Origin of the sequence: Xanthomonas sp. CFBP 8443 (genome assembly GCF_025666195.1) — a bacterium.
In the GTDB taxonomy this organism is placed as follows: Bacteria; Pseudomonadota; Gammaproteobacteria; order Xanthomonadales; family Xanthomonadaceae; genus Xanthomonas_A.
Map to the genome: position 1 here is coordinate 4463597 of NZ_CP102592.1, position 24445 is coordinate 4488041.

General features: G+C 66.8%; 22 protein-coding genes. 7 read left to right on the forward strand and 15 right to left on the reverse strand.

What is annotated here, in order from left to right:
* Positions 1-263: 263 nt before the first annotated feature.
* The 4 genes from NUG20_RS18605 to NUG20_RS18620 form a co-directional block, all read right to left on the reverse strand.
* Entirely contained in the window at positions 264-2009 is a 1746-nt protein-coding gene (locus NUG20_RS18605; protein WP_263395896.1) for an ATP-dependent nuclease, read from the reverse strand.
* A gap of 130 nt (positions 2010-2139) precedes the next feature.
* Entirely contained in the window at positions 2140-2565 is a 426-nt protein-coding gene (locus tag NUG20_RS18610) for a type II toxin-antitoxin system VapC family toxin (RefSeq protein WP_263395897.1), read from the reverse strand.
* A complete protein-coding gene (locus NUG20_RS18615) occupies positions 2565-2819 on the reverse strand; it encodes a type II toxin-antitoxin system Phd/YefM family antitoxin (protein WP_263395898.1) in 255 nt (84 codons plus the stop codon). Before NUG20_RS18615 ends, NUG20_RS18610 begins: the two co-directional genes overlap by 1 nt.
* A gap of 131 nt (positions 2820-2950) precedes the next feature.
* Positions 2951-3769 carry an AraC family transcriptional regulator gene (locus NUG20_RS18620; protein ID WP_263398539.1) on the reverse strand — a complete coding sequence of 273 codons (819 nt, stop codon included), beginning with the start codon at positions 3767-3769 and terminating at the stop codon, positions 2951-2953.
* Between the two features lie 78 nt (positions 3770-3847).
* On the opposite strand from NUG20_RS18620, the gene NUG20_RS18625 reads away from it, so the two are divergent.
* Genes NUG20_RS18625 through NUG20_RS18640 form a run of 4 tightly spaced genes read left to right on the forward strand, consistent with a single transcriptional unit; the run spans position 3848 to position 8372 of the window.
* Positions 3848-5830, forward strand: a complete 1983-nt coding sequence (locus NUG20_RS18625) for an FUSC family protein (protein WP_263395899.1) — start codon at positions 3848-3850, stop codon at positions 5828-5830.
* Positions 5831-5834: 4 nt separating this feature from the next.
* Entirely contained in the window at positions 5835-6044 is a 210-nt protein-coding gene (locus NUG20_RS18630) for a DUF1656 domain-containing protein (protein ID WP_185822088.1), read from the forward strand.
* 1 nt (position 6045) lies between these two features.
* Positions 6046-6930, forward strand: coding sequence for an HlyD family secretion protein (locus NUG20_RS18635; RefSeq protein ID WP_263395900.1), 885 nt, complete (start codon positions 6046-6048; stop codon positions 6928-6930).
* Entirely contained in the window at positions 6927-8372 is a 1446-nt protein-coding gene (locus tag NUG20_RS18640; protein WP_263395901.1) for an efflux transporter outer membrane subunit, read from the forward strand. The genes NUG20_RS18635 and NUG20_RS18640 overlap by 4 nt, the downstream gene beginning before the upstream one ends.
* Positions 8373-8562: 190 nt before the next feature.
* Here the strand turns inward: NUG20_RS18640 and NUG20_RS18645 are convergent, their stop codons facing one another.
* The 4 genes from NUG20_RS18645 to NUG20_RS18660 form a co-directional block, all read right to left on the reverse strand.
* The gene (locus tag NUG20_RS18645) at positions 8563-9120 is read right to left on the reverse strand and encodes a copper chaperone PCu(A)C (RefSeq protein ID WP_263395902.1); all 558 of its coding nucleotides are present in this window, start codon (positions 9118-9120) and stop codon (positions 8563-8565) included.
* Between the two features lie 84 nt (positions 9121-9204).
* Positions 9205-9831, reverse strand: a complete 627-nt coding sequence (locus tag NUG20_RS18650; protein ID WP_263395903.1) for an SCO family protein — start codon at positions 9829-9831, stop codon at positions 9205-9207.
* Positions 9832-9841: 10 nt separating this feature from the next.
* Positions 9842-11968, reverse strand: a complete 2127-nt coding sequence (locus NUG20_RS18655; RefSeq protein ID WP_263395904.1) for a TonB-dependent receptor family protein — start codon at positions 11966-11968, stop codon at positions 9842-9844.
* Positions 11969-12021: 53 nt separating this feature from the next.
* On the reverse strand, positions 12022-12381 hold the full coding sequence (locus NUG20_RS18660) for a DUF2946 family protein (RefSeq protein WP_263398540.1): 360 nt from the start codon (positions 12379-12381) through the stop codon (positions 12022-12024).
* Between the two features lie 464 nt (positions 12382-12845).
* Here NUG20_RS18660 and NUG20_RS18665 point away from each other — a divergent pair, with 464 nt between their 5' ends.
* A complete protein-coding gene (locus NUG20_RS18665) occupies positions 12846-14888 on the forward strand; it encodes a TonB-dependent receptor (protein WP_263395905.1) in 2043 nt (680 codons plus the stop codon).
* A gap of 338 nt (positions 14889-15226) precedes the next feature.
* Here the strand turns inward: NUG20_RS18665 and NUG20_RS18670 are convergent, their stop codons facing one another.
* Positions 15227-15622: a winged helix-turn-helix transcriptional regulator gene (locus NUG20_RS18670; protein ID WP_263395906.1), complete on the reverse strand. Its 396-nt coding sequence runs from the start codon at positions 15620-15622 to the stop codon at positions 15227-15229.
* Between the two features lie 92 nt (positions 15623-15714).
* On the opposite strand from NUG20_RS18670, the gene NUG20_RS18675 reads away from it, so the two are divergent.
* Positions 15715-16122, forward strand: a complete 408-nt coding sequence (locus NUG20_RS18675; RefSeq protein WP_263395907.1) for a DoxX family protein — start codon at positions 15715-15717, stop codon at positions 16120-16122.
* Positions 16123-16140: 18 nt separating this feature from the next.
* Positions 16141-16884, forward strand: a complete 744-nt coding sequence (locus NUG20_RS18680) for an SDR family NAD(P)-dependent oxidoreductase (protein ID WP_263395908.1) — start codon at positions 16141-16143, stop codon at positions 16882-16884.
* A 146-nt stretch (positions 16885-17030) separates the two neighbouring features.
* On the opposite strand, the gene NUG20_RS18685 is transcribed toward NUG20_RS18680, so the two are convergent.
* The 6 genes from NUG20_RS18685 to NUG20_RS18710 all read right to left on the reverse strand — a co-directional run bounded on the left by NUG20_RS18685 (position 17031) and on the right by NUG20_RS18710 (position 24345).
* Positions 17031-17825 (reverse strand): SapC family protein, encoded by a 795-nt coding sequence (locus tag NUG20_RS18685; protein WP_263395909.1) that lies wholly within the window; start codon positions 17823-17825, stop codon positions 17031-17033.
* A 93-nt stretch (positions 17826-17918) separates the two neighbouring features.
* Positions 17919-19640: a putative porin gene (locus NUG20_RS18690; RefSeq protein ID WP_263395910.1), complete on the reverse strand. Its 1722-nt coding sequence runs from the start codon at positions 19638-19640 to the stop codon at positions 17919-17921.
* Positions 19641-19693: 53 nt separating this feature from the next.
* Positions 19694-20398 carry an energy transducer TonB family protein gene (locus NUG20_RS18695; protein ID WP_263395911.1) on the reverse strand — a complete coding sequence of 235 codons (705 nt, stop codon included), beginning with the start codon at positions 20396-20398 and terminating at the stop codon, positions 19694-19696.
* Positions 20399-20402: 4 nt separating this feature from the next.
* On the reverse strand, positions 20403-20816 hold the full coding sequence (locus tag NUG20_RS18700) for an ExbD/TolR family protein (RefSeq protein WP_263395912.1): 414 nt from the start codon (positions 20814-20816) through the stop codon (positions 20403-20405).
* Between the two features lie 11 nt (positions 20817-20827).
* Positions 20828-22657: a DUF2341 domain-containing protein gene (locus NUG20_RS18705; protein ID WP_263395913.1), complete on the reverse strand. Its 1830-nt coding sequence runs from the start codon at positions 22655-22657 to the stop codon at positions 20828-20830.
* Between the two features lie 38 nt (positions 22658-22695).
* Positions 22696-24345 carry a ShlB/FhaC/HecB family hemolysin secretion/activation protein gene (locus tag NUG20_RS18710; protein ID WP_263395914.1) on the reverse strand — a complete coding sequence of 550 codons (1650 nt, stop codon included), beginning with the start codon at positions 24343-24345 and terminating at the stop codon, positions 22696-22698.
* Positions 24346-24445 lie beyond the last annotated feature (100 nt).

Here is a 24445-nt window from a genome sequence, read left to right on the forward strand (position 1 = left end):
TGTGTTCGCTCGACGGGCGCCTGCTCCTCGTCTGGGATTCGGGCGAGTAGCGCCCCAGCCCTCTGGACTTCTCCCCGTGTGTACTCAGGCCTGGCGAAGGTCATTCGTAGTCTCAGCAGCAGTCATAACGGAATCGCATCTGGCTTGAGGTCCGTCGCGGTCCTGGCCGGTCGGCATACGTAGGCACCTGTGGAACCCTGCCGATGCGGACTAAGTCAACCCAGCACCGATGTTTAGCATTTGACACGACTAACCGACCGGGACTAGTTGTTCCATTTTTGAACGGTATCGGTGAGCTCTCGCATGCGTACGATCCAATCAAAGCGCCCACGCATGATGGCCGTCGTGGTGTGCTCGCGAGAGACGAGGGCAAGCTCAACTTTATCGATATTGGCTCGATTGAGCTTGGCTTCGACGTAGGAAGTGCCCTTTTTCGACTTTGATGCGCTCGGGAAGAAGATCTCAAACTGCGCGGGATCGTCAGGAACAGCACTCAGCCGGAGCGCTGATCCAATGACTGAGCCAGGAAGGTAGGTCTCGATCTCTTTGCCAGCCGTTACCCACATGTATCCATCCCGGAGCTTTGCCACTTCTTCTTGAGCTTTCAGCACACGGGGTTTAAGCGCGCTACCCTTGGATGACTTATCGCTATCACATATCAACGCAGCGTTACGATTGAGCCGAATCAGCTGAATGAGCTCCTCGGGATTAGGCCCTGTTGGGTCGCCGAAGGTTGTCCGAGCTAAGAGTGAGCCCCCATAGAAGGCACAAGCATAGTCTCGGCCTTCCAGCAGCTTGCCTTCGGAGATCAAGTCGATCCAATGGTTGATATAGATGGCATCTGACGGCCCTTCAACCCAGATGATACCGTTCGCTTGCAAGATGTCCGACGCGCGCGCACCCAAGTCGCCGACCACCTGCGAGTGATCAAAGTGTGCCGAGATCGTCTGGGTCGTTGCAGCTGTTCCGTCATGTGAGACCCGAACGAACTGTGCGTGGTCCGAGCGACTGAACTGGTCCAGCGTTGCGCTTGAATGGGTGGTCAAGAAGATCGGGCATCGATTCGCATCTGCGAACGTATCGATAAATTTTAACAGGCGGCGCAGCAATGCGGGATGGAGGTTATTTTCCAACTCCTCGAACGCGAATACATAATCACTCGCACTTTTCTTCTCGAGCGTGGGAATCACTAGAAGATTGAGCAGTACAAGAATGACAGTCTTTAAGCCGCTTCCCGAGCTACTCAGCGGGACAAGCCCTTTCGAAGACTCTTCTAAAAAAATCTCCCATTCACCGTCACCATGCTGTTGCATCGAGATTGAAGAGAATGATCCATCGGGGCCAAAGATGTGGTTGAGCGCACCCCGCAAATCATTTTGGATGATGCGACGCGTCAACATGATGTTTTCCGCTCGGATGAGATGATCGCGGATAATGTTGGTCGCTCCTTGCCCATCGGATCGAAGCTCAAGTTTGGTGGCTGCTGGCTCGTTTCGAATATCACGATCGGCCAACATGTGACGGAAGAATTTGTCTACAAAAGGAGCCCTGAGCCGGCTAGCCGCCTTGTTGAGCTCTATTTCCGCTGATTCGTTAACTACATGGCGAAAAACACGCCCACGAGCGTTACTCTCTTTGGCGTTATGCGCGAGATCATCGACGAGCCCGTGCGCGTTCTCGATCCAGTTCACCGGAGTGTCGACAAACCTTTCTCCGTGGAATGACCAATCGGACTCGCCGCTTGGGACGCCAAGAGCGCCGGATCGCTGTGCGTTGACGAAGACTCCTTGCAGAGTCGCCTTGTCAAACGTCCCACTGAACTGATACGAGGCAGTAAGGCGTGACTTTGCTCGGTCCGGCGAGCAAAGACTCTGGACGACTTTCAATAGCTGCGACTTACCGGTGTTGTTTCGACCAATAATCACATTGATCAACTTGAATTCATCAAAGCCACAATATTCATCCGTGAAGCAGCTTAGACCTTTTATTTTAGCGCCAGTGATAGGCATAGCACTCCTTGCAAGGCTGTTAGAGACCCGCGTAGTGTGACCATTGAATCAGGTCAGGCTGACTTCTGATCCTCACTTCTTTCCATAGTAGACAACTTCCAATTGCCTTTGCGCATAAGCTCGTAGGCGATCATGGCAACGGCTCCCAAGCATTGACGACGGAAACTCCCGTGGGCTCGAAGTCAGAGACGTTGCGCGTAACCACCGCCATGCCATGCACCAGCGCCGTCGCCGCGATGAGCGCGTCGCGCTCGCCGCGCTTGTCGGGTACATGCAACCGGGCGCAGCGTTGCGCCACAGCGGTATCGATCGGCAATGTACGCCCGGAGAACTCGGGTAATACGTGCTGCTCCAGCCATGAGCGCAGCATGGCGCCCTGGATGGCGTCCTTGCGTTCGATCGACAACACGCCAAGCTCCAGCTCCATGACGGTGATGGCCGAGATGAATAGATCGGCGGCATCGACGCTTTCCGCCCATGCCGCCACATTCGCATCGGCTTTGCCGAGCCGCACCTTGCGCAACTCGGACAGCACGTTGGTGTCGAGTACGTACATCACGAAAGATCAGCCGGCCGGGCTCCAATCGTCACACGCGGCGGCTCGAACTCGATGTCTGCAACGCCCGGCATCGCCAGCGCATCGGCAATGTTGCGCCGCTGCCTGGTCAGCCGTTGGTAGTCCTCGAAGCTCAACAGCACGTGCGCAGGCTTGCCGCGATCCGTGATGAACACCGGGCCGCTCTTGGTGGCCTTCTTGGCCCGCGTCACGTCTTGGTTCAATTCCCGACTGGATAGGGTTGTGATGGCCATTGGGCACCTCCCGCGTTTTCTATGTAGTTACGTTACTACAATGCAGATTTGAGGCGCAAGCGAGCAGCCGGGCGGTTGGTAGCAGGCGACAGCGGAACGCTATGCGCACTTTCGGTCCCACAGCAAAATGCTCACCCCTCATCCCGCCCACCAGAAGCTCGACCCCGCGACCGCACCGCAAAATAGCGTGTCGGCGACAGCCCAAGCGCCTTCTTGAACATCGTGATGAACGCGGTGACCGATTCGTAGCCCAGGCTTTCGGACACGCGCTGGACCGGGGCGCCGCCGGCCAGGTCGCGGATGGCGATGAGCAGGTGCAGCTGTTGCCGCCAGCGGCCGAAGGACAGGCCGGTTTCGCGGGCGATCAGGCGCGTCAGCGTGCGCTCGCCCAGCGCCAGGCGTTTGGCCCAGTCGGTGATGGTGCTGCGGTCCGCCGGATGCGCGGCCAGCGCGTCGGCCAATGCCCGCACCTTGGGGTGGTGGCTGACCGGCAGGTACAGGCGTTCCGCCGGCATCTGCACCAGTTCGTCCAGCAGCACGCGCGCGAGCCGGTCGGTGTGCCCGTCGCGCGGGGCGTCGGGCGGTGCGTCGGCCAGGTGCAGGATCATCTCCCGCACCAGCGGCGAGATGGACAGGGTCACGCAGTGCTGCGGCAAGTCCACGAGGCCGGGCTCGACGAACAGGTAGCACAGGCGGGCATTGGCGGTGGCGCGGTTGCTGTGCGGCATGCCGCCGGGAATCCACACGCCGCACTGCGGCGGCACGATCCACAGGGCGCGTTCGACCTGGCAGGTCACGGCGCCGTGCAGGGCGAGGATCAACTGCCCCTTGCGGTGTTCGTGCACCGGGATCTCGGCATCGTGATCGGCCACCTGCAAGCGGCTGGCCAGCGCCGGCCGGTCTGTCGCGTCCGGGTCCAGATCGAAGCCGGGGAGCGTCACGCGCGTCATTCTGTTATTGACCGGATTTAGCGAAACGTTGTCATTGTAGCGAAATTCGGCGAGCGGGCCGCTGCCTACGATGTGCCCATGCATTCGCCGGCCCCCTCCCCTTTCCGCTCCTTCCTCGCCCGGCCGCTCGCGCTGCTGGCGGCGCCCGCGCTGCAGGCCGATCGGGAGGCCGCGCTGTTCTCGCTCAAATGCCTGGCCGCCGCGCTGCTCGGGCTGTACCTGTCGTTGCGGATCGGCCTGACGCGCCCGTTCTGGGTGATCGGCACGGTCTATCTGGTGTCGCAGCCGCTGTCCGGGGCCACGCTGAGCCGTGGCCTGTTCCGCCTGGTGGGCACGCTGGGCGGTGCGGTGGCCACGGTGGCGCTGGTGCCGCGCTTCGCCAACGCGCCGCTGGTGCTGAGCGTGGCGCTGGCCGGATGGATGGGGCTGTGCCTGTACCTGGCCATGCTCGACCGGACGCCGCGTTCCTACGCGTTCCTGCTGGCCGGGTACACGACCAGCCTGATCGGCTTCCCCAGCGTGATGGTGCCCGGTGAGGTCTTCAGCATCGCCATCACCCGCGTGCAGGAAATCGCCATCGGCATCCTGGCCGCCACGCTGGTGCATGGGCTGGTGCTGCCGCGCAAGGTGGCGCCGCGTGTGCAGGCGCGCGTGGCCGCGATCCTGTCCGATGCCGAGCGCTGGACGCAGGACATGCGCGCGGGTGCGAAGGACACGGTGCTGGCGGAGGATCGCGCGAAGGCGGCGGTGGACCTGCTCGAGCTGCACACGCTCTCCGTGCACCTGCGCTTCGATAGCGCGTATGGCCCTGCCCAGGTGGAGATGCTGCGGGCGCTGCACGATCGGATGCTCGACGTGCTGCTGCTGTCCAGTGCCGTGGACGATGCGATGGCCGAGTTGCGCGCAGCCGAGCGCGGTCCGCAGGCAGTGGTCGCCGCAGATCCGGACGGCTGGCGCGCATCGCTGCAGGCCAACCTGGCCCCGCGCCTTGCCGAACTGGACACAGCCCATCGCGATTGCCGCTTGCTGGAGGCGCAGTTGCGCGCCGCCAACCCGCACTGGCGCCGGCAGGTTCCCGCGCGGCTTGCGAAACAGGTGCGCGGCCACGTCCTGCACCGCGATCACCGCCTCGCCCTGCGCGCCGCGGTCGGTGCCTTCGTCGGCATCGTGCTGAGCTGCGGCCTGTGGATCGCCACGGCTTGGTCCGATGGCGCAACGGCGGTGTCCATCGTCGGCACGGCGTGCCTGCTGTTCGGCACCACCGAGGCGCCTGCCGGCCATGTCATGCGCTATCTGGCCGGGTCGGCCATCGGTGTCGTGGTCGGGCTGCTGTACGGCTTCGTGATCTTCCCGAGCCTGTCCGATTTCATCGGCCTGGCGGCCGCGCTCGCGCCGGCGCTGCTGCTGTGCGGCTCGTTCCTGGCGCGCCCGGCTTTCATCATGGGCGCGCTGGGCGTGGTGCTGACGTTCCCGCTCATCGCGGGCCTGGGCGCCACCAATGCCGCGAGCTTCGCGGGCGCGCTCAACGGCAGCGTGGCGCTGTTCGTGGGCACGGCGGCAGCACTGTGCAGCATGCTGCTGTTCCAGACCATGGACACGCAGCGCAGCCGCAAGCGGCTACTGGGTGCGATCGCACGCGCCATCGCACGCCGCGCCCGCGGACGTGGACGCACTACCGCCGACTGGACCAGCCGCATGGTGGACCGGCTCGGCCTGCTCGCGCCCCGCTTGCGCGGCCAGCCGGATGCCGCCCACACCCTGCGCACGCTGTTTGCGGACATGCGCGCGGCAGGTGCCGTGGCCGAGCTGCGTGCGATGGGCAAGGCGCTGAAGGGCCAAGACGTGCGCGCCTGCCATGCCGAGTTGCTCGACCGGGCGGCCGCCCATTTCCGGACCCGTGCCATGCCCGCATACGCACTGGACAAGCAACTACTGGATTCCCTCGACCGCATGCGCATGGCGGTCGTCGCGGACAAGGAACCCGCAGGCGAACGCGTGCTCTCGCTACTTTCGGATCTGCGCCGCGACCTGCTGGCGCCGCTGATCGTGCAACGGGACTGAGGCGATGTTTGCCGATCTTTCCATCGATGGCGTCTTCGTCCCCGGCCTGCTGGCGGTGGCGCTGGTCGCGCTGGCGCTGTCGTTGCTGGTGTCGCGGCTGCTGGCACGCCTCGGCCTGTACCGGGTGTTCGCCTATCGGCCGCTGGTGGGCCTGTCGCTGTTCGTGATCCTGGCGGAGCTGTTGATCCGGCTCGCGCCCCTGCTCGAGAAATGAAATGAAGCACATGCTTGTCGTCATCGGACGTTGGAGCGCCACGCTCGCCGTCTTCGCCATTGCCGTCGTCGCGGCGCTGTCCATCTGGAACCGCTACGAAACGCGGCCATGGACGCGCGATGGCCGGGTGCGCGCGGACGTGGTGCGCGTGGCATCGGACATGGGCGGGCTGGTCACGCAGGTGCTGGTGCACGACAACCAGCGGGTGAAGGCCGGCCAGCTGCTGCTGGTGCTGGACCAGCCGCGCGTCGCCGCCGCGCTGGAGCAGGCGGAGGCCAGCGTGCGCAGCGCGCAGGCCACGCTCGGCCTGGCCCGGCGCGAATCGAAACGGGACATGGCGCTGGGCGATCTGGTCGCCTCGGAGACGCGCGAGCGCAACGCCGCCAAGGTGGAGACGGAGCTGGCGAACCTGGCGCAGGCCCAGGCGCAGCGGCGGGTGGCGCTGCTGAACGTGCAGCGCACCGAGGTACGCGCCAGCACCGACGGCATCGTGACCAACCTCGACCTGCACACCGGCGATTTCCTGCAGCCGGGCGCGCAGGCGATGGCGCTGATCGATGCCGGCAGCGTCCGGGTCGAAGGCTATTTCGAGGAAACCAAGCTCGCCTGCATCCGCGAAGGCGACGCCGCCGTCGCCCGGCTGATGGGCGATGGCCGCGCGGTGCGCGGGCATGTGGAGAGCATCGCCGCCGGCATTGCCGACGACCAGCGCGCGAGCACCCACAACCTGCTGCCCGCCGTGGCGCCGACCTATTCGTGGGTGCGGCTGGCGCAACGCATTCCGGTCCGCATCCGGATCGACGACGCCGCGCCGCAGACCCGGCTCATCATCGGCAGGACCGCGAGCGTGACCGTGATCCCGGGCGCATCGGGTGCCTGCAAATGAGCGGCAAGGTTCGCCGCGCCGGCGCGATCGCGTTGGCGCTGTCGCTGGCCGGCTGCGTGTCCGGTCCGGACTACCGCGTTCCGGCCAACGCGGTTGCGGCCGCACCGCAGGCCCAACGCGCGTTCGTCTCGGGCCAGGACCCGGCGTTCGCACTGGCCGAGCCGCCGCAGCGCTGGTGGCAGCTCTACGACGATCCCAGGCTCGACGCCTACGTCGCCGAAGCGCTGCAGGCCAACACCGACCTGCGCACGGCGGACGCCAACCTGCGGCGCGCCTCGGCGACGGTGCTGCAGTCTCGCGCCCAAGGCGCGCTGCACACCGACGCGAATGCGTCGGCCACGCTGGCCCATGCGGGCGGATACACCTCGCCGTCGTCTTCGCCACAGGTGTACGCGCTCGGCATCGACCTGTCCTATCCGCTGGATCTGGCCGGCGGCATCCGCCGCGGCATCGAGGCGGCCAGCGCGGATGCGCAGGCCGTTGCGGCGGCACGCGATCACGTGCGGGTGGTCGTCGCCGCGGCCGTCACCCGCGCCTATCTCGGCACCTGCTCGGCCAACCTGACGCTGGCGGCCACGCAGCGCGTACTGGAGACGCAGCGCGCCACGCTGGATGCCACGCGCCGGCTTGCAGCGGGCGGGCGCGGCACGGAATTCGACGTGAGCCGGGCCCAGGCCGCGGTCGACCGCAGCGCGGCGGCGATCCCGCATCTGGTGGCCGAGCGCCAGGCGGCCTTGTTCGAGCTGGCCGCACTGATGGGCCGGCTGCCGGCGGACTACCCGCAGGACGCGCGCCGTTGCCAGCAGCCGCCGCGCCTGCAGCGCGCGATTCCGGTCGGCGACGGCTGGCAGCTGATCCAGCGCCGCCCGGACATCCGCGCGGCGGAGCGCAACCTGGCGGCCGCCACCGCGACGATCGGCGTGGAAACGGCGAACCTCTACCCGCAGGTGAGCATCGGCGCCTCCGCGGGCATGGCGAATTCGCTGGGGAAACTGCTGTCCGGCGACAGCTTCGGCGCCACCCTCGGTCCACTGCTGTCGTGGCGTTGGCCCAATCGCAGGGTGGCCAAGGCTCGTATCGATGCGGCCGGCGCCGACGCCGATGCCGCGCTGGCGTCGTTCGATGGCGCGGTACTGCAGGCCTTGCGGCAGACGGAAACCGCGCTGTCGGCCTATGCCCAGGAGATCGACCGCGAACGCAGCCTCGCCCACGCGCGCGACGCTGCCGCCCGCGCCAGCGGCCAGGCCGGGCAGCTGTATCGGTTCGGCAGGATCGGCTTCCTCGATGTCCTGTCCGCCGAGGCCGCGTTGGCGGACGCCGAATCGGCGCTGGCGTCCTCGCGCGCGCAGCTGGTCGATCGCCAGGTGGATCTGTTCCTGGCGCTCGGCGGTGGTTGGTCGGACGCAGGGCCGGAGGCTGGTCAGACGGGAACACGTCAATAGCGATTCATTGCCGACGCATGTCCCACGCCTGAGAGGAAGCCATGGCCGAGCGCCGTTCCATCCGCATAGGCCGTCGTTGGACACGCCCCGCTTGGGCCGAACTTCGCCAACAACACGGCTCCTTGAACCCACCATCGGCCAAGAACCGCCGATGGCGGAGAACGCGCACCGAATGCGAAACGCCAACACGTCAGTGCATGTGCTGCCCGTGGTCGTCTTCGCCAGGGCCATCGGCGCCCATCGGCTGCACGTCGAAATGGACCGTCACCGGCGGTGCGTGCTGGAATGTCAGCGTGGCCTCGACCGGCGTGCCCGCGACGAACGGCGCGCGTGGCTCGATGAACATCAAGTGGTTTCCGCTCGGTTGCAGCGCAACGGTTGCGTGCGGCGGCAGTTCCAGGCCTTCATCGAGCCGGCGCATCTTCATGACGTCGCCATCCATCCGCATCTCGTGGATTTCCACCCGCGCGCTGGCGGGCGACTCGATCGCGACCAGCTTGTCGGCGGTGTCGGCGTCGTTGCGCAAGGTGACGTAGCCGGCGCCCACGGCCGCGCCGGGCGGCGTGGCGCGCGCCCAGGCCTGGCCGATGTGCACGCTCGGCGACGCCGAGCGCGAGGGCGCGGCCGCGGCATCGGCGGCCGGAGCTGGCGCAGCCGTCGGCCCATCCTGCACTGCATGGTCGTTGGGCGGCTGGCAGGCTGCCAGGACGAGCATCGCGGCGACGAGTGTGGTGACGCGGGTTTTCATGGTGATTCCTCTTGGCTTGCTGGAGAAGACCGCCGCGATGCGACGGTCGGCGTGTTGTCGTGCGATGGATGGAAGCGGGTGCGATCAGTCGTACGCCAGCACCTGGCGAATATCCTCCACACACTCCTCCACGCTCTGCTTGTGCGCCAGGCCCACGCGCAGATCGCCCGCGGCGTCGAACACATAGCTGCGGGTGGAATGGTCGATGGTGTAGGTGTTGCCGATCGGCACCTTGGTGTAAGCCACGTTGAGTTGCGCGGTGGCGATCTTGATCTCGCTCTCCGTGCCGGTCAGGCCGACGAAGTCCGGATCGAAGGCCTGCACATAGGTGCGCAGGACCTTGGGGGTGTCGCGCTCCGGATCCAGCGTGGCGAACGCGAACTGCACGTGGCGTGCGTCCTCGCCGAGCTGCCGCTTGATCTGCGTGGCGCGCACCAGCGTGGTGGGACAGACGTCCGGGCAGCGGGTGAAGCCGAAGAACAGCACCAGCGCCTTGCCGCGGAAGCTCTGCAGCGGACGCGGGACGCCCTGCGTGTCGGTCAGGTAGAAGCTCACGCCGCGCCCGGCCGCGCTCAGGTCGGCACCGTGCAGCGGCGGGCGGCTGCAGCCGCACAGCAACAAGGCGAGCAGCAGGAACGCCGCATGGCGGGCGCGGTGCCGCGTTGGGCCGCCGTCTCGCGATTGGAATAGTGCGAATGTCGAAGTGTTCATGTGCGCGCCCTCAGTACTGGTACCGCATGCCCGCATACACCGAGCGCGGCGCGCCGGCCTGCAGGATCGCCGCGTCGGCGCTCGCCCGGTTGCGCACGCTCATGCTGCCCACGTAGCGTTTGTCGGCCAGGTTCCTGCCTTCGAGGAAGAACTGCCAGCGGTCGCGGGCGAAACCCGTGCGCAGGCCGACCAGGCCGTAGCGGCCGATGCGGTAGGTGTTGCTGAAGTCGGCATGGCGCGCGCCCACCAGGTCGAACGTCGGCCCGGCGTAGAAGCCGTTCTGATAGCGATACATCACCTCGCCCCGTATCGCGTAATCCGGCGCGGCCGGCAGGGCGTTGTTGCCGTAATGCGGATCGCCATCGAACGCGAAGCGGTTGTAGCTGGCGCTGAGCAGCGGTTCGATGCGATGCACGCCGTCGCCTAGCGGAATACTGGCGCCGACCAGCGCCTCGACGCCGGCATGCACGGTGCGATCCATGTTCGCGGACAGGCTGGTGCCCGGTGCGGCGGGGTCGTCGACGGAGAGGATCTCGTCGCGGATCTGCGCGTAGTACACGTCCACGTCCCACTGCCAGCTCACCGACTGCGAAGCGGGCGGCGTGCTGCCGCGCACGCCCAGTTCGTAGACGATGCCGTGCATGGCATCGAGGGTGGAGCCGTCGCCGCGCACGTCGTCTTCCAGATCGAACGTGGTCGGCGCTTCGTAGAGGCGGCTGATGCTGGCGTAGGCTTCGCTGCCCTGGGCGATGGCGTAGATCGCACCGACGCGGGGATTGAAGGCGCGGTAGTCGGCCTTCGGATTGCGCAGCGTGCCGCTGGCCAAGTCGGTGTTGCGCACGTCGCGGCCGGTGAACACGCCCTGCGCGCCGTAGACCAGCGTCCAGTCCTGGGCGAGCTTCCAGCGGTCCACGACGAACACCTCGGTGCTGTCGGAGCGGTTGTCGATGATGCCGGTGCGGCCATTGCGCTGGCCGTGGTCGTTGCGGTAGTTGCCGCCGGTCTCGCGCGTGTCGGCCAGGTTGAGGCCCACGAGCAGGTCGTGATCGCCGCGCTTGACGTTGTAGCGCGCCATGCCGGCCCAGGTGCGCTGGTCGGTGTTCTTGAGCAGGCTGAAGACTTCCACCGGCGCAGCGGGACCGCTGCCATCGAAGTCGACCATGACCTTGTCGACGATGGGATGATAGAGATCCTGGTTCTCGTAGGACAGGCCGAACTCCAGCCGGCTGTCCGCATCCGGCGTCCAGTCGCCCTTCAGCGCCAGGCGATCGGTGGTGGTGTTCCACTGGAAGTTGCCGCTGATCGCCGACGGATTGGCCTGATACGCGTCCTGGTCGAACTGCGCCTTGCTGAGCGCGCCGGCCAACTGCTCGCGGTTGTCCACGTGCATGGCGTAGACGCGCAGGTCCAGATCCTGCGACGCCTGCCAACCGCCATTGGCGTAGACGCCGCTGCGGTTCTGCCGGCCGTGCTCGCGATAGCCGTCCGAATGCTTGCCTTCCACCATCACCTGCCCATCCAGGTCGCCGGAGACGCCGCCGGCGGTGAAGCGGCCGCTGCGCAGGCCGTGGCTGCCGCCGCTGATGGCGGCCTGCCAGGGCGCGCTGTTGCGCGCGGTGTAGCTCACGAAGTCGATGGCGCCGCCCAGGTTGCTGGCGCCGTAGGTCAACGCATTGGCGCCGCGGGCGACGATCGCGTGGCGCGCAGCCAGCGGGTCCATGAAGCGGTTGTGGTTGTTGCCGTCGGCGGTGGTGACCGGTAGGCCGTCCTGGAACAACTTGACGCCGTTGTTGTCGTAGTCGGTGGCATCGAGGTTGGAACCGCGGCTGGAGAGGAACATGGCATCGCCGCCGGTGCCGCTCTCGGCCCAGACGCCGGGCACATAGCGCAGCGAATCGGCCATGTTGGCGACCGCGCGTTCGTGGAACGCATCGCCATCGAGCACGCTGACGCCGCCCGGCGTCAGTGCCTGTTCGGCGTAGATGCGCTCGAGCGCCGCCGAACGGACCTGGACGGCATCAAGCGTGGTGGGCGTGGTGGGCTCGGCGGCGCGCAGTGCGGCGGCCGGCACAAGAATGGCGAACACAGCCATGGCCAAGCGCGACGCACGCGGCGCCGCGATGGAAAGAATCGACATGAGGAACTCCCGAAATGAAGTGACGCGCGTACGCGGCGCGCGGAGGATCGACTTCAGGCCGGAAGCGGGGGCCCTCGGGAGCCCAGTCCGTTGGGATGCAGGAACGCGCGCGCGACATCGAACCGTCGGGTCCATGCGCTGCGGCGCGGTGTGGCGTGCAGGGCCAGCAGCAGGCACAACAGCAGCACCATGCCCGCGGCGAGCGGGCAATACGGGCAGTCGTCGTGCATGTGATCCATGGCCGGCGCCGCCGGCGCCTCGCCGTCAGGCACGACGGACGGGGCGCCGATCTTGACCAGCTTCATGCCGCTGGCCGTGCACAGTTGGGCCCACGTGCCGTTCGCATCGCCGACGGCGGACGCGACCAGCCGCGACGCGATCGGCATGGCGAACAACAACGCCACGGCGAGCATCGCCAACAAGATCATCCTGCGCTGGAAGGCCGCGTGTCGCATCCGGACGCATTGTAGCCATGGCGCGCGCATCGCCGGCAAGCCGCGGTGCAGCGCTAGCGCAGCGTGCAAGCGAGAACTATGGATGCCCGCTTGGCGTTCGCGAACGCGATCACACGCTCCCGGGACAGCAGCCGACAAGCGATGGCGGCGACGACGGCGGATGCGTGTCGTGCGGCTGCTCGCTGCCTGAAAAACGGGCATGGCCAGATCTCGCCGGCTGCAAAAAAAGCAGCCGTCGGCGGCCGATTCCATGCGCCGAGCACCCCTGTCCACGACCCTGGCAAATGTAATGTTATTACATGTTAGCATGCGGGCCGATTTCGACCGGGGCCTTTGCTCGGCGCCTCTCTCCCGGTCGCTATCCGCCGCTCCTCCCTTTGACGCCGGCCCATCGGCAGACGCCCGCACGAGCATCCCTCCCCATGAAGATCCGCCTCATCGCCGCCGTCCTTGCGGCCCAATCCAGCACCGCCGCCTACGCGGAAGCCCAAGGCACCGCCACCACCATGGGCGCCGTGCAGGTGCGCAACGGCCAGGCTCAGCTGACCGCCAACGAGGTGCTGACCTCGGTCGATGTCCTGGGCGCCGAGCGGATCGAGGACAAGACGGTCATGCAGAGCTGGGAACTGCTGGGCCAGATGCCGGGCATGCAGCTGACCGAGACGCGCCAGGGCGCCGAGTCGGGCAAGGTGACCTTCCGCGCGTTCAACGGCGAAGGCTACCTCAACGGCATCAAGACCCTGATCGACGGCATTCCAAGCAACGTCAACAGCGGCAACCAGCGCTTCATCGACATGCTGTTCCCGCTGGAGATCGACTACATCGAGGTCGTCCGCGGCACCAACGACCCGCGCTACGGCCTGCACAACATCGGCGGCAACATCAACTTCGGCACCCGCCAGGGCGGCGACTACTCCGATGCGCGGCTGACCTACGGCAGCTTCAACACCCGCGAGGCGCAACTCGCGCTGGGCCGCGAAGCCGACGGCTTCGCGCAGAACTATTTCCTCGGCGCGCAGGCGTCCGATGGCTACCGCGCGCACGACGGCTCGAAGAAGATCAGCGTCGGCGGCAAATGGTTCTTCGGCAGCGACGCGGACGTGGCGAAGTTCGGCGTGACCGCCCGCCTGTACCACCATGAGGCCGACGAGTCGGGATTCATGACCGCCGAGGAGCTCGCCGCCGACCGCCGCGCATCCGATCCGCGCAATGCCAACGACTTTGACGATCGCGACATGCGGCACCTGAGCACCCATCTGGATCTGCGGCTTTCCGACAGCGTGCACCTGAGCAGCAAGCTGTACTACAACGGGTACGACGACGATCGCTACGTCACCTTCAGCGACTACCCCGTGGGCGACGCGCCGCGCCAGCGCCGCGAATGGAACGAGCGCCAGACCGGCCTGCTGTCGACGCTGACCTGGGTGGCCGGCGACACGCTCACCCTCGAAGGCGGGGTGAACCGCGAGCACCAGGACAACCGCTACCGGCGCAGCCGTTTCCGCTTCGGCATCCCGACCGACTTCGATGCCGCGCCGACGCGCATCCAGAACGACGACCGCTACACGCTCGACAACACCGGCGCCTACGTCCAGGCGATCTACGCGCCCGTGGCCGCGCTGCGGATCGTGCCGGCATTCCGCGTCGACCGCTTCGATGGCCACACCCGGCTGCCCGGCGGCATCGAGGCGCCGCTGCAACGCTACGGCACCATCGAGCAGCCCAAGCTCAGCGTGATGTACGCGCTCACCCCGGCGCTGAACGTCTACGCCAACTGGGGCCGCACGTTCCAGATCCTCACCGGCTCCACCGCGCCCGCCTACCTCACCGCCGGCCAGAAAGCCTTCGCGCCGTCGGTCAACACCGGCAAGGAAGCGGGCATCAAGTTCAGCGGGGCCAACGGCACCGACGTCCGGCTGGCCATCTGGCAGCAGGACGCCACCGACGAGGTGGCCAACATGCCGGCCACTGGCACCACCGTCGGCCTGGGACAGACGCGCCGGCGCGGCGTCGACCTGCAGGCCAGCGCGCGCATCGGCGAGCGCTGGTCGCTGTGGGGTTCGCACGCCTACCAGGAAGCCAAGGTGGTCAGCGCGTTCGCCGACGACGGCACCTCGCTCGCCGGCAACGAAGTCCTGGCGACGCCGCGCTTCATCTCCAACATCGGCGTGGATTTCGATGCTTCCGACCGCCTGCGCTTCGGCGCGCAGGCACGTGCGCAGGGCGACTACTACCTGGAAGCGCGCAACACCGAAGGCAAGTTCGGTGGCTTCGCGGTGCTCGACCTGAGCGCCGGCTACCGGCTCTCCGAACGCGCGCGCATCGACCTGCAGCTCAAGAACGTGACCGGCCGCGAATACGCCTACGCCTGGTACGACAGCTTCTTCTGGGGCAGCGACGCGCGCCCGATGTTCTCGCCCGCCCCCACGCGATCGGCGTTCGTGTCGTTGAGCTTGAAGCTCTGAGCAGCGGCGATGCGCCCGTGGATTTCCGTCGACCCGAATGCCTGCCGCGCAAACGGCAGTATTCCGATGCCACGGATTTCCGACCAATCACTCGGCCCCAAGAACTAAATAGGCACCTCTGGACTGCTTGCTGGTGGCCCACCAACGACCGAGCCACGCTCTAAAATATTTTCAGTATTTATATATTCATGCACCCACTAGCGATCCGGACGCACAATTTGGATCCCTTTTGAACTGCTGAATAGCCTGCTTCGGACGGCCTCAGACTTCCGGCACTGAGACCGAATCCCAACGACCAACCAGCGGCGCACCTGCAGCCATGTCGGACGGCATGAAGATCACTTCGTCTTCCGTCCCGCGGTATTGGCTTTACGCCCGCGTGCGGCCGGCTTCGCCGGCACGCTGCCTCCGTGCTCGTTCCACCAGACCGTCAACGCTTCCATGGTCGGCCCGAGGCCACGCGCCTTGGTCGTGATCGCGTACTCGACACGGGGCGGCACCTCCGGAAACACCGTACGCGACACGAGTCCGTCGGCCTCCAGCTCGCGCAGCTGTGCCGTCAGCATGTGTTGAGTGATGCCAGCAATCGCCTTGCGTAGCTCCCCAAAGCGGTAGACCCGCTGGTTGAGCAACCACATGATTTCCAGCTTCCATTTACCCGAGAGCAGTGCGAACGCGCGACGCATTTCCTCGTGCATGTTCACAGCGGAATTGCCATTCGTCATGTTTTCCATACTAAGTACCACTTATTCATCCTACTTGTTGCGTTTCATCTTAGACGACATTCTTGGAGGAAGTCGATCTTAACCGAATTTAGGAATCCGTTATGGTTGCGCAATATGTCTACTGGGTCAGCACCACATTACTGACATTTCTATATATCGCTTCCGCTACGCTCTATCTCGTCAGGAAGGACTGGGTACGCCAAGCGCTGGTCGAATTGAACTATCCCGCTTCCTACCTTGTGCCGCTCATGATCGCGATCAAGCTGCTCGGGCCGCTGGCCATCCTGTCGCGCGTCAGCGTGCCCCTGAGCGACCTGGCCTATGCCGGCATGTTCTTTCACCTGCTGCTGTCCGGCTCCGCGCACCTCGGCGTGCGCAAGCCCAAGGGCGCGCTGCCGGCGCTCCTGGGCCTCGTGCTGCTGGTCGTCTCGTTCTCCACCCAAAATTTCGCTCGCGACGTCCCTTCGCCATATGGCGCGGTCATCGCGGCGCAACAGAGCAATCCTTAGCCCTCACAGGAGAAAACCATGTCCCGCCTCAACGGAAAAGTAGCCATCGTCACGGGTGCCGGCCGCGGCATCGGCCGCGCCACCGCCAAGCTGTTCGCAGCACAAGGCGCCAAGGTTGCCGTCCTCTCTCTCACCCCGGCGAACGTGGATGCCGTCGTAGCCGACATAGCCGCCGCCGGCGGCACGGCGATTGGCATACCTTGCGACATCGGCAATGCCGACCAACTCAAGGAGGCGATCGCCAAGGTGGCGGCCACCTATGGCGGCATCGACATCTTGGTGAACAACGCCTTCGATCCCACCGCGCCGTTCTCGTCCGTCCTCGATCTGTCGACGGAGCAGTTGCAACGCAATTTCGACCTCGGTCCCATCGCTTATCTGCGCGCGATGCAGGCGGCCTATCCCCACCTGAAGGCAAGCGGCGAGGGACGCATCATCAATTTCGGCTCGATGGCCGGCGTTGTCGGACTAGCCGGCTATGCACCCTACAACATGGCAAAAGAGGCTGTGCGTGCCTTGACCCGTACCGCCGCACGCGAGTGGGCGGCCGACAAGATCACCGTGAACAACGTGCTGCCGGTCGCTGAAACTTGGGGAGCGGATGCCAACGTGCCGGCACCAACCAATCCGCTGGGCCGCTATGGCTCGCCAGAAGACGACATTGCCCCGGTCGTGCTGTTCCTGGCCAGCAAGGACAGCCAGTTCATCACCGGGTCGAGCCTCACCCCCGACGGCGGCTCCATCATCGACAGCGCGCGCTGATTCGCTATCCATCGACAAGGAAAGAACACGAAATTCACGCTTTCACCATCGACACGGCGGATCCGCAGGAGCTCGCCACGTGGTGGTCGCAGGCCCTGGGGATTGCCGCTGCCAAAGTGCTTGGCCGACGATGCCGACCTGACGGCTCAACGCGCCATCAGGTCGGCGAAGCGCGCCAGCGAGGCCAGGTGGAAATGCACCAGCGACAGCCATCCGTTGCGGTGCCACTGGACGATGACCTCCTCGGATAGCGTGGCGAATTTTTCCGCATCCACCACATGGAAGCCGTCGATGCTGGCCTTGCGGCCATCGGGGAAGGTGATGTTGGCGGTGCGCTCCAGCAGCAGGCCCTGTGCGGCCAGTTGCGCGGTGAACTGCCGGGTCGCCCGGTCTTCGCGGGTGAAGGCTTCGCAGAACTGCAGCGCCTGCCGGGTCAGCTCGCTGGGCTGGCCGCCTTCGAACAAGGCGAGTCCCTCCTCACCGGACGCGACCACCATGTCGGCCTCGGCGTCGATCGCCAGCGCATAGCCTTCCGGTTCGTCCATCTGCACGAACACGAACGGATAGCGGCGCACGTAGGCGGGAACATAGCTGCCGGCCGCCCAGGCGTCCCCGTCGACGAAGCGGTTGCTGTCCGCCTGCAGCCCCAGCAGCGCCATCGGCATGTAGTCGTTGCCGGCGAAGACCAGCGGGTAGCAACGCGACGCCGCGGCGAACTCGCCGGCCAGCACCGGCACCGAGTGGCTGCGCGCGGCGAAGCCCACGCCGGCCGGGCGCACGCGCCAATCCGCGTGGTCGTGCGAGGAAAGCAGCACCGGCCGGCGATAGAACATCGGCCATGGCGAGGTCGCCGGCTGCGGCGGCGTGCCGGCGTGAGGCGGCACGCCGGCGGCGTGGTCCGTCGGCGATGTGGCTGCGTCGTCCATTGTTTCGGAAGTCATGTCGTGTCCCTCTGGTTCGATGTCGTTGGTGCAACAAGGGGTATTGGCATTGCCGTACGTATCGACGCACGGCGTTCCGGGCCGCCGGATACGTCAGAAGCCCGCGTTCACTTCCAACTGGAACAGGTCGATCGACAACGGCGCGCCCGTCACTTCCTTGGCCGCCATCCAGCGCCCGCTCAACCACACGTTCTTGTCGAACATGTAGGAGGCGCCGAGGTAGTAGCCCTTGGCATTGGTTCCGCCCAGATGGAAGTTGGAGTCGTTGAAGCCGTCGGGCAGTGCATCGGCCTCGATCCGCTTGTAGCCCAGCCAGGCGTTCCAGTCCCCGGATTGGGTGAGCGCCAGGTTGCCGAACGTGGCCTGCGCCAAGTAGGCGGTATCGCCGCTGCGGATATCCTGCGGCCCGGCGACGGCGCCGGCCGCTGCGCCCAGGTTGGTGACGATGCCGCCGTTGGCGCGCTTCCACATTTCGGCCGGGTCGTAGGCCAGGTTCTGCAGCCAGTTCGCTTCCAGGCGCACGCCGTAGCCGGCGAACGCCGGCGCTTCCCATTTCAGGTTGACATCCAGCAGTTCGAACTCCGACGCCAGGCCCACGTACTGCGGCAGCGGCGTGTTGGCCGGGTCCAGCGGATCCAGCGCGATATCGCGCAGCAGCATCAGCGTATTGCCCTTCTGCATGAACGCCGGACGCGACCAATCGGTGCTGCAATGGTCGGCGCCGGCATACAGCGCGCAGGGCTGCGACAACTCGCCGGCGACGTTGCGGAAGTCGTAGTAGGCCACCGCCGCACGCAGCTTCTGCGCGTTGCCGAACTCCCAGCCCGCGCCCACCTGCAGGCCGTTGAGCCACTTGTTCTCGCTCTGCATCTTGTTCTGGCTGGTGCTGGGGAAACCGTCGGACGAATACTCCAGCGGGGTCATGCCCAGCGTGGCGAACAGCGACAGGCCGTCGGGCCCCACTTCGTCGGCGTACTTGAACGCGATGCCGTCGAAGTTCAGGTCGTTGGAGAACAGCGTGTCGGTGGACCAGTAGGGATTGCCGAAGCGGCCGCCGACGATCTCCATCCAGTCGACCGGCGACCAGGACAGCCACGCTTGATCCAGCCATGCGTCCTTCTTGGCCAGGCCGCCACCCAGGGTCTGCGTGGTGGAGACCGGGCCGTCGTCGCTGCCCGACGCCAGGCGCACGCCGGCGCGGGTGTGTTCGCCCAGGTCGGCGACCACTCCGATGCGCGCGCGGATGCGCCAGGAATTGTTGCGGTCCTCGCGGGTGTTGCGCAGCGGCGGCAGGTTGAGATTGGTGTTCTCGTTGATGTCGTAGCCGGACCCTGCGTTGATGCGGCTCCAGTCGACCTCGATGTCGCTGTTGCGCTCCGAATACAGGCGCGATTCGTTGCGCACGCGCACGTCGCCCTGCACGCGCAGGCGCTGCGTCCACTCCGGCACCTGCTCCGGCGCGGCCCAGCGCTCGGCCTTGGCCTGTGCCATGACTTGCGCCTTGACTTCGTCGCGGATGCCGTCGCGCACGGTGTCCGGGATGTACGGCACCCGCACGTCGCCCGGCTGCGCGGCGATCGCCGACGCCGCTGCGGCCGGCGCGGCCTCGCGCTGGGCTTCCTCCAGCAATGCCTGCCCCACTTCCGGCTTCAGTGCGCCGCTGTCGATCAGGCCGCGGATCAGCTTGATCATCGTGCTTTCGCTGCGCGCGCCCTGCGCCTGTGCGCCGGTGGCGAAAAGGGCCAGGCCGATGCCGGCGGCGACGGCGGTGGTGCGCAGTCCGCGCAAGGCGGAGCGTATGGTCGAACGAGTCATCTGCTTGCTCACAAGGTTTGGAAGTCTTCGAAAGGATTGGTTCGAGCGCGTGCTCATCCGGCCGGACGCCGTCCCTGCACCAGCACGCGCGCGGGAAATTTCAACGAGGCCGGCGGAATCTCGTCCACGCGCCCGACGGCGCGGATGACCGCGAGCACCGCTTCGTCGGCCTCGTGGTTGCCGCTGCCGCGCAACAGCTCCACGCGGGTCAGCTGGCCCGAACCGTCCAGCCACACGTGCACGGTCAGCTGGAAGGCCAGCTTGCGGATGCGTTCGTCGCGGGACACCGCCTGCTGCAGCACGTAGCCCAGGTAGCGGCCGTAGGACGCGTTGCCGCCGCCCCCACCGGCGCCCGCGCCGGTGCTGCCGCCGCCGCTGCCGGACTGGATGCCGAAGTTGTCGGTGCCGGCCTGCGCGTCGGCATCCATGGTCACCGGATCCGCTGCGTCGGGCGTGGGCGCTTCCTCGGCCGGCTTGGGCGCTTCGTCCAGCGGCTCCGGTTCGGGCATCGTTTCCTCCGGCTCCTGCTCCGGTTCCGGTTCGGGCTCCGGTTCTGGCGGCGGCGGTGGCGGCGGTGGCGGCAACATCACCATCGGCGTGTCCGCCACCGGGCGCCGCGTGCTCGCCGCGTCCTTGAAGAGCAGGTACCAGGCCAGAAAGCCCAGCGCCGCGATCAGGCCGATGGAGGCGAGGACCGCCGGCAGCCAGCGTGGCCATGGGCGCGTGGGTCCGCCCCGATCGGGATGGGAGGAAGTCACGCCATCACCCCTGTGGCTTGCCGGTGACCAGCCCGACCTGGCTGATCTCGACCTTGCGCAGCAGGTCCAGCACCTCGACCACGCGCGCGTACTGCACCTGCGCATCGCCGCGCACGATCACCGGGAAGTCGGGGTTGACCGCCTTCTCGCTGCGCAGCCGGTCTTCCAGTTCGGACAGGCTGACCGGAAAGGCGTCCAGGAAGATCTGGCCGGCGTTGTCGACGGTGATCGCCTTGGTCTTCGGCTTCTCCAGCGCCATGCTCGAGCTGGCCTTGGGCAGGTTCACCTGGATGCCGGGAATGGTCGCGTTGCTGGTCAGGATGAAGATCACCAGCACCACCAGCAGCACATCGACGAACGGGGTGACGTTGATCCCCTTCTCGCGTTTCTTGATACCGAATCTCTTGGGCCTGGCCATGACGCGCCTCCTCAGGCCTGCACGGACGCAAGCGGCGCCGGCGAGCCGGGACGGTCGAACTCTTCGGCCAGGCGCGCGGTGAACTCGTCGACGAACACCGCCATGTCGGCGGCGATGGATTCTGCGCGCGACGCCAGCCAGTTGTAGCCGAACAACGCCGGGATCGCGACGCCCAGGCCCGCGGCCGTGCACAGCAGCGCGGCGGCCATGCCGGGCGCCACCGAGTTGATGTCGACCGCGCCGGCCATCGCCGCGACCGCGAACACCAGCATGATGCCGATGACGGTGCCGAACAGCCCGATGTAGGGCGCGCCCTCGATGGTGGTGGACAACCAGTTCATGCGCTTGGTCATGCGCTCGGCTTCGCGGGTGACCTCCGCATCCATCGACGCGCGGATCGAGGTGATGGCCGCCGCCGACAGCCCGTGCGCGCCGCGCGCCTGGCGGCCGTGCAGTTCGTCCATGGCGATCCGGTAGAGCCGCCACAGCGTGGAGGTATCGCGGATCTGCGCGCCGATCGCGCCCTGCTTCTCCAGGTCCTGCAGCGTCGCCACCGGCGCGCCCACGACCTTCTTGTACTGCTGGGTGAAGGCGGCGTTGGCCTTGGCCACCGCACCGAAGTAGCGGCTCTTGGCGACCATGATCGCCCACGACAGCAACAGCATGATGCCCAGCACGATCACCACCACCCAGGCATCGACCGGCATCGCCTTGAGGATGAAGCCGAAGTGGCTCACGCCGGCGGTCTGCTCGTCCTCGCCGAACGCGGTCAGGCGCGACTCGGCACCCTGCGCGCTGGCATCGGCCAGCAGCACGGCGGCGGGACGGGCGACCTTGGACACGCGCACTTCGTCGATCGCGCCGGCGAACGGGTTGGCCGGCGGAATCGCCGCGGCGGGCGCGGCCGGATCGGTCGGCGCCGCGGCGGCAGCAGCGGCGTCGCCGCCGATCAGCGCTTCGCCGCCGAAGGCCGGCAACGCGGCGTCGATGCGCGCGGCCTCGCGTCCGCCCACGTACAGGATCGCCGCGCCTTCGCTGGCGACCAGCGCAACGTGCGCCCATTGGCCCGCCTTCAGCGGCGGCACGGCGGCGCTGCGGCTCTGCCCGATCTGGATGTAGGGCACGCCGTTATCGAGACCGACGAGCAGCGTATTGCCCGCTTCGCGCCGCGCGTAGATGGCCTGGTTGGCGCCCAGCTGTTCCGGCTTGATCCAGGCGGAGAAGGTCATCGCGCCGCCGGCGGTGGTCGCCAGCGACGGCGATCCCGGCAGGCGCATCGGCTGTCCGGCTAGCAGCGCGCCGCGCCCGATCACCGCGCCTTCGGCAGCGGCCAGCTTGCCGGCCGCGTGGTTGGCGTAGGCGGTGGTGTCGCGCGGCTCGGCGCCCGCTTCGGCGAAGTGGTAGACCGCGGTGTAGTCCGGGTCGAACGCCAGCTGGCCGTTGCCCGCGGCCGGCGCGTTCGGATTGCCGTAGTACATCCAGATCGTCTGCGCGGCGGTGCCGTTGACGGCGGGCACGTCCACCCAGATCAGCGCCATGGCCAGGTTGGCGTCGTACTGCTCGATCTGGTGGTTGAGGATGGTGCGGCCGTCGCTGCCGACGAAGCGGATGTCCTTGCCGCCATCGGCCAGGCCGTCGAAGGCGAAGTTGCCGCTATGCAGGCGGATCAGCACCGGCACCCGGCCGACGTTGCCGCCCAGCGCCGCGCCCTGCGGGCCGGCGTCGATGGTGATCGGCTTGCGGTACTTCCAGTCCGCCTGCCACCACGGGGTTTCGGCATGGGCCGCGCCGAGCATCGACATGCCCAGGAGGAACAACAACAGGGTGATGAGGCGTTGCATTTGATGGAATCTCCGAGGTGTCGCGTTGGAAGGCGTGTTCAGTAGTTGGCGCCGACGCTGATGTGCAGGCGGTCGGCGTCCTTGGTCGTGGTCGGCCCGTCGGTCAGCGTGTGGCCGTAGTCGAGGCGGACGTTGAAGTGTTCGGTGACACGGAAGCTGGTGCCCACGCCGATCGCCGCCATCGACGATGCGTCGTCCTGCTCGGCCAGCGGCCTGCGCAACCCCAGCCAGGCGCCGTCGAGGAAGCTGTAGACGCGCCAGTCCTGCAGGTTCCACAGCGCAAGCGGGCGGCTGCGCCACTCGATGGTGGCCAGGCCGCCGTAGTCGCCGATGCCTTCGGCAGAGCGGTAGCCGCGGGTCGTGTACATGCCGCCGGCGGCGAACTGTTCGCCCGACACCAGCGGCTGGTCGGTCAGCTGCGCGGAGATCCGGGCGAACCATTGCGCGCCGTTCTGCATCGTGTAGGTGTCGCTGATGTCGGCCTTGACCGCGAAGAAGCTGCCGTCGGCATGCGCGCGTTTCCAGTCGAACTCGTCGTCGCTGCTGCCATAGCCGAGCAGGCTGCGCGTGCCGAACACGGTCTGCAGGCCGACGCTGAGATGGTGCTTGTCGCCCTGCCGGAAGCCGCTGTAGGCGAACGTCACCGGCGCGTATTTCAGCGGGGCGAAGTCCGACGGCATGCCGACCATCGCCACCGACTCGTCCAGGTCCTTGAACTCCACGCCGATCGACAGCTGGTGCCACCACGCGCCGGCCATCGGCAGCGTGCGCACCAGCTTGGCGCCCAGGGCGTGGCCCTTGCCGGTGACATTGGTCTGGCCGGTGGACACCACGTTGCTGTCGGACGTGTAGCCGGAGAACTCCAGCGTCCAGTCCGGGCTGCCCAACGGCATGGCATAGGAGCCGGACCACACGTTCGCCTGGTCCAGGTCCTGCGGCGCGGCGAAGAACGTCAGCGACGCCACGTGCTCCTTCTGCCACAGGTTGTCGTGGCCGATGGTGAGGATCGAGCGCAGCGGCTCGGTATCGGCGCTGTGGTCGTTGTTGAGCGTGGCGCCGAAACGCCACGGCGACTTGTCCTGCACCTTCAGGTCCACGTCCATGGTGCCGTCGGCCTTGCCTTGCTTGACCAGCGGCACCACCTGGCGCTTGGCGGTGCGGTTCAACGCCGCCAGCTGCTCCTGCGCCAGGTCGAAATCGGGCACGCTGCCTGCGCGCAAAGCAGGCACGCGCTCGCGCAGCGCGTCGCTGTCGTTGTGCTCGGCGCCGCTCACGCTGACCTGGCCGATGCGCGTTTCGGTCACCTGCAGGATCACCACGCCGCCGCTGACCTGCTGTTCCGGCAGGTCCACGTACACCGACTGGTAACCGTTGCGCTGGTAGGCCGCGTGCAGCGCGGCGCGCGCGGCTTCCACGTCCTGCAAGGTCCGTCCCGGGCCCAGGTAGGCCGAGACCGCTTTTTCGATGTCGCGGGCCGCCAGCACCGTATTGCCGCGCACCAGGTACTCGTTGATGTTGACGCGCTGCGCCGGCGGCGTCGGCGCAGCGGCTTGCGCCGCCACGGCGTCCGGCGCTGTCGGCGGCGCTGCGTTTTCCGGCGGCGCCGACTGCGCGCTGGCCACGTTCAGGCCGGCCAGGATGCACAGGGTCAATGGCGCGAACGCAAGCGCCTTGTTCGATTGGAACATCGGTGGATTCTCGAAACGGAAAAGGGTGAAGAAGCCGTCGCGGCTCCACTCATCTAGGTGTCGATGCGGGCGCGCGGAAACGGATTCCCCTGCGTGTTTC

Excerpts from the sequence above, each read along its gene's own strand:
- NUG20_RS18705 (WP_263395913.1), bottom strand. The coding sequence starts at position 22,657 with ATGCAACGCCTCATCACCCTGTTGTTGTTCCTCCTGGGCATGTCGATG.
- NUG20_RS18655 (WP_263395904.1), bottom strand. The coding sequence starts at position 11,968 with ATGTCGATTCTTTCCATCGCGGCGCCGCGTGCGTCGCGCTTGGCCATG.
- NUG20_RS18670 (WP_263395906.1), bottom strand. The coding sequence starts at position 15,622 with ATGGAAAACATGACGAATGGCAATTCCGCTGTGAACATGCACGAGGAA.
- NUG20_RS18660 (WP_263398540.1), bottom strand. The coding sequence starts at position 12,381 with ATGCTCGCCGTGGCGTTGTTGTTCGCCATGCCGATCGCGTCGCGGCTG.
- NUG20_RS18645 (WP_263395902.1), bottom strand. The coding sequence starts at position 9,120 with ATGAAAACCCGCGTCACCACACTCGTCGCCGCGATGCTCGTCCTGGCA.
- NUG20_RS18625 (WP_263395899.1), top strand. The coding sequence starts at position 3,848 with ATGCATTCGCCGGCCCCCTCCCCTTTCCGCTCCTTCCTCGCCCGGCCG.
- NUG20_RS18690 (WP_263395910.1), bottom strand. The coding sequence starts at position 19,640 with ATGACTCGTTCGACCATACGCTCCGCCTTGCGCGGACTGCGCACCACC.
- NUG20_RS18615 (WP_263395898.1), bottom strand. The coding sequence starts at position 2,819 with ATGGCCATCACAACCCTATCCAGTCGGGAATTGAACCAAGACGTGACG.
- NUG20_RS18675 (WP_263395907.1), top strand. The coding sequence starts at position 15,715 with ATGGTTGCGCAATATGTCTACTGGGTCAGCACCACATTACTGACATTT.
- NUG20_RS18710 (WP_263395914.1), bottom strand. The coding sequence starts at position 24,345 with ATGTTCCAATCGAACAAGGCGCTTGCGTTCGCGCCATTGACCCTGTGC.
- NUG20_RS18640 (WP_263395901.1), top strand. The coding sequence starts at position 6,927 with ATGAGCGGCAAGGTTCGCCGCGCCGGCGCGATCGCGTTGGCGCTGTCG.
- NUG20_RS18630 (WP_185822088.1), top strand. The coding sequence starts at position 5,835 with ATGTTTGCCGATCTTTCCATCGATGGCGTCTTCGTCCCCGGCCTGCTG.
- NUG20_RS18665 (WP_263395905.1), top strand. The coding sequence starts at position 12,846 with ATGAAGATCCGCCTCATCGCCGCCGTCCTTGCGGCCCAATCCAGCACC.
- NUG20_RS18610 (WP_263395897.1), bottom strand. The coding sequence starts at position 2,565 with ATGTACGTACTCGACACCAACGTGCTGTCCGAGTTGCGCAAGGTGCGG.
- NUG20_RS18635 (WP_263395900.1), top strand. The coding sequence starts at position 6,046 with ATGAAGCACATGCTTGTCGTCATCGGACGTTGGAGCGCCACGCTCGCC.
- NUG20_RS18605 (WP_263395896.1), bottom strand. The coding sequence starts at position 2,009 with ATGCCTATCACTGGCGCTAAAATAAAAGGTCTAAGCTGCTTCACGGAT.
- NUG20_RS18680 (WP_263395908.1), top strand. The coding sequence starts at position 16,141 with ATGTCCCGCCTCAACGGAAAAGTAGCCATCGTCACGGGTGCCGGCCGC.
- NUG20_RS18620 (WP_263398539.1), bottom strand. The coding sequence starts at position 3,769 with ATGACGCGCGTGACGCTCCCCGGCTTCGATCTGGACCCGGACGCGACA.
- NUG20_RS18685 (WP_263395909.1), bottom strand. The coding sequence starts at position 17,825 with ATGACTTCCGAAACAATGGACGACGCAGCCACATCGCCGACGGACCAC.
- NUG20_RS18700 (WP_263395912.1), bottom strand. The coding sequence starts at position 20,816 with ATGGCCAGGCCCAAGAGATTCGGTATCAAGAAACGCGAGAAGGGGATC.
- NUG20_RS18650 (WP_263395903.1), bottom strand. The coding sequence starts at position 9,831 with ATGAACACTTCGACATTCGCACTATTCCAATCGCGAGACGGCGGCCCA.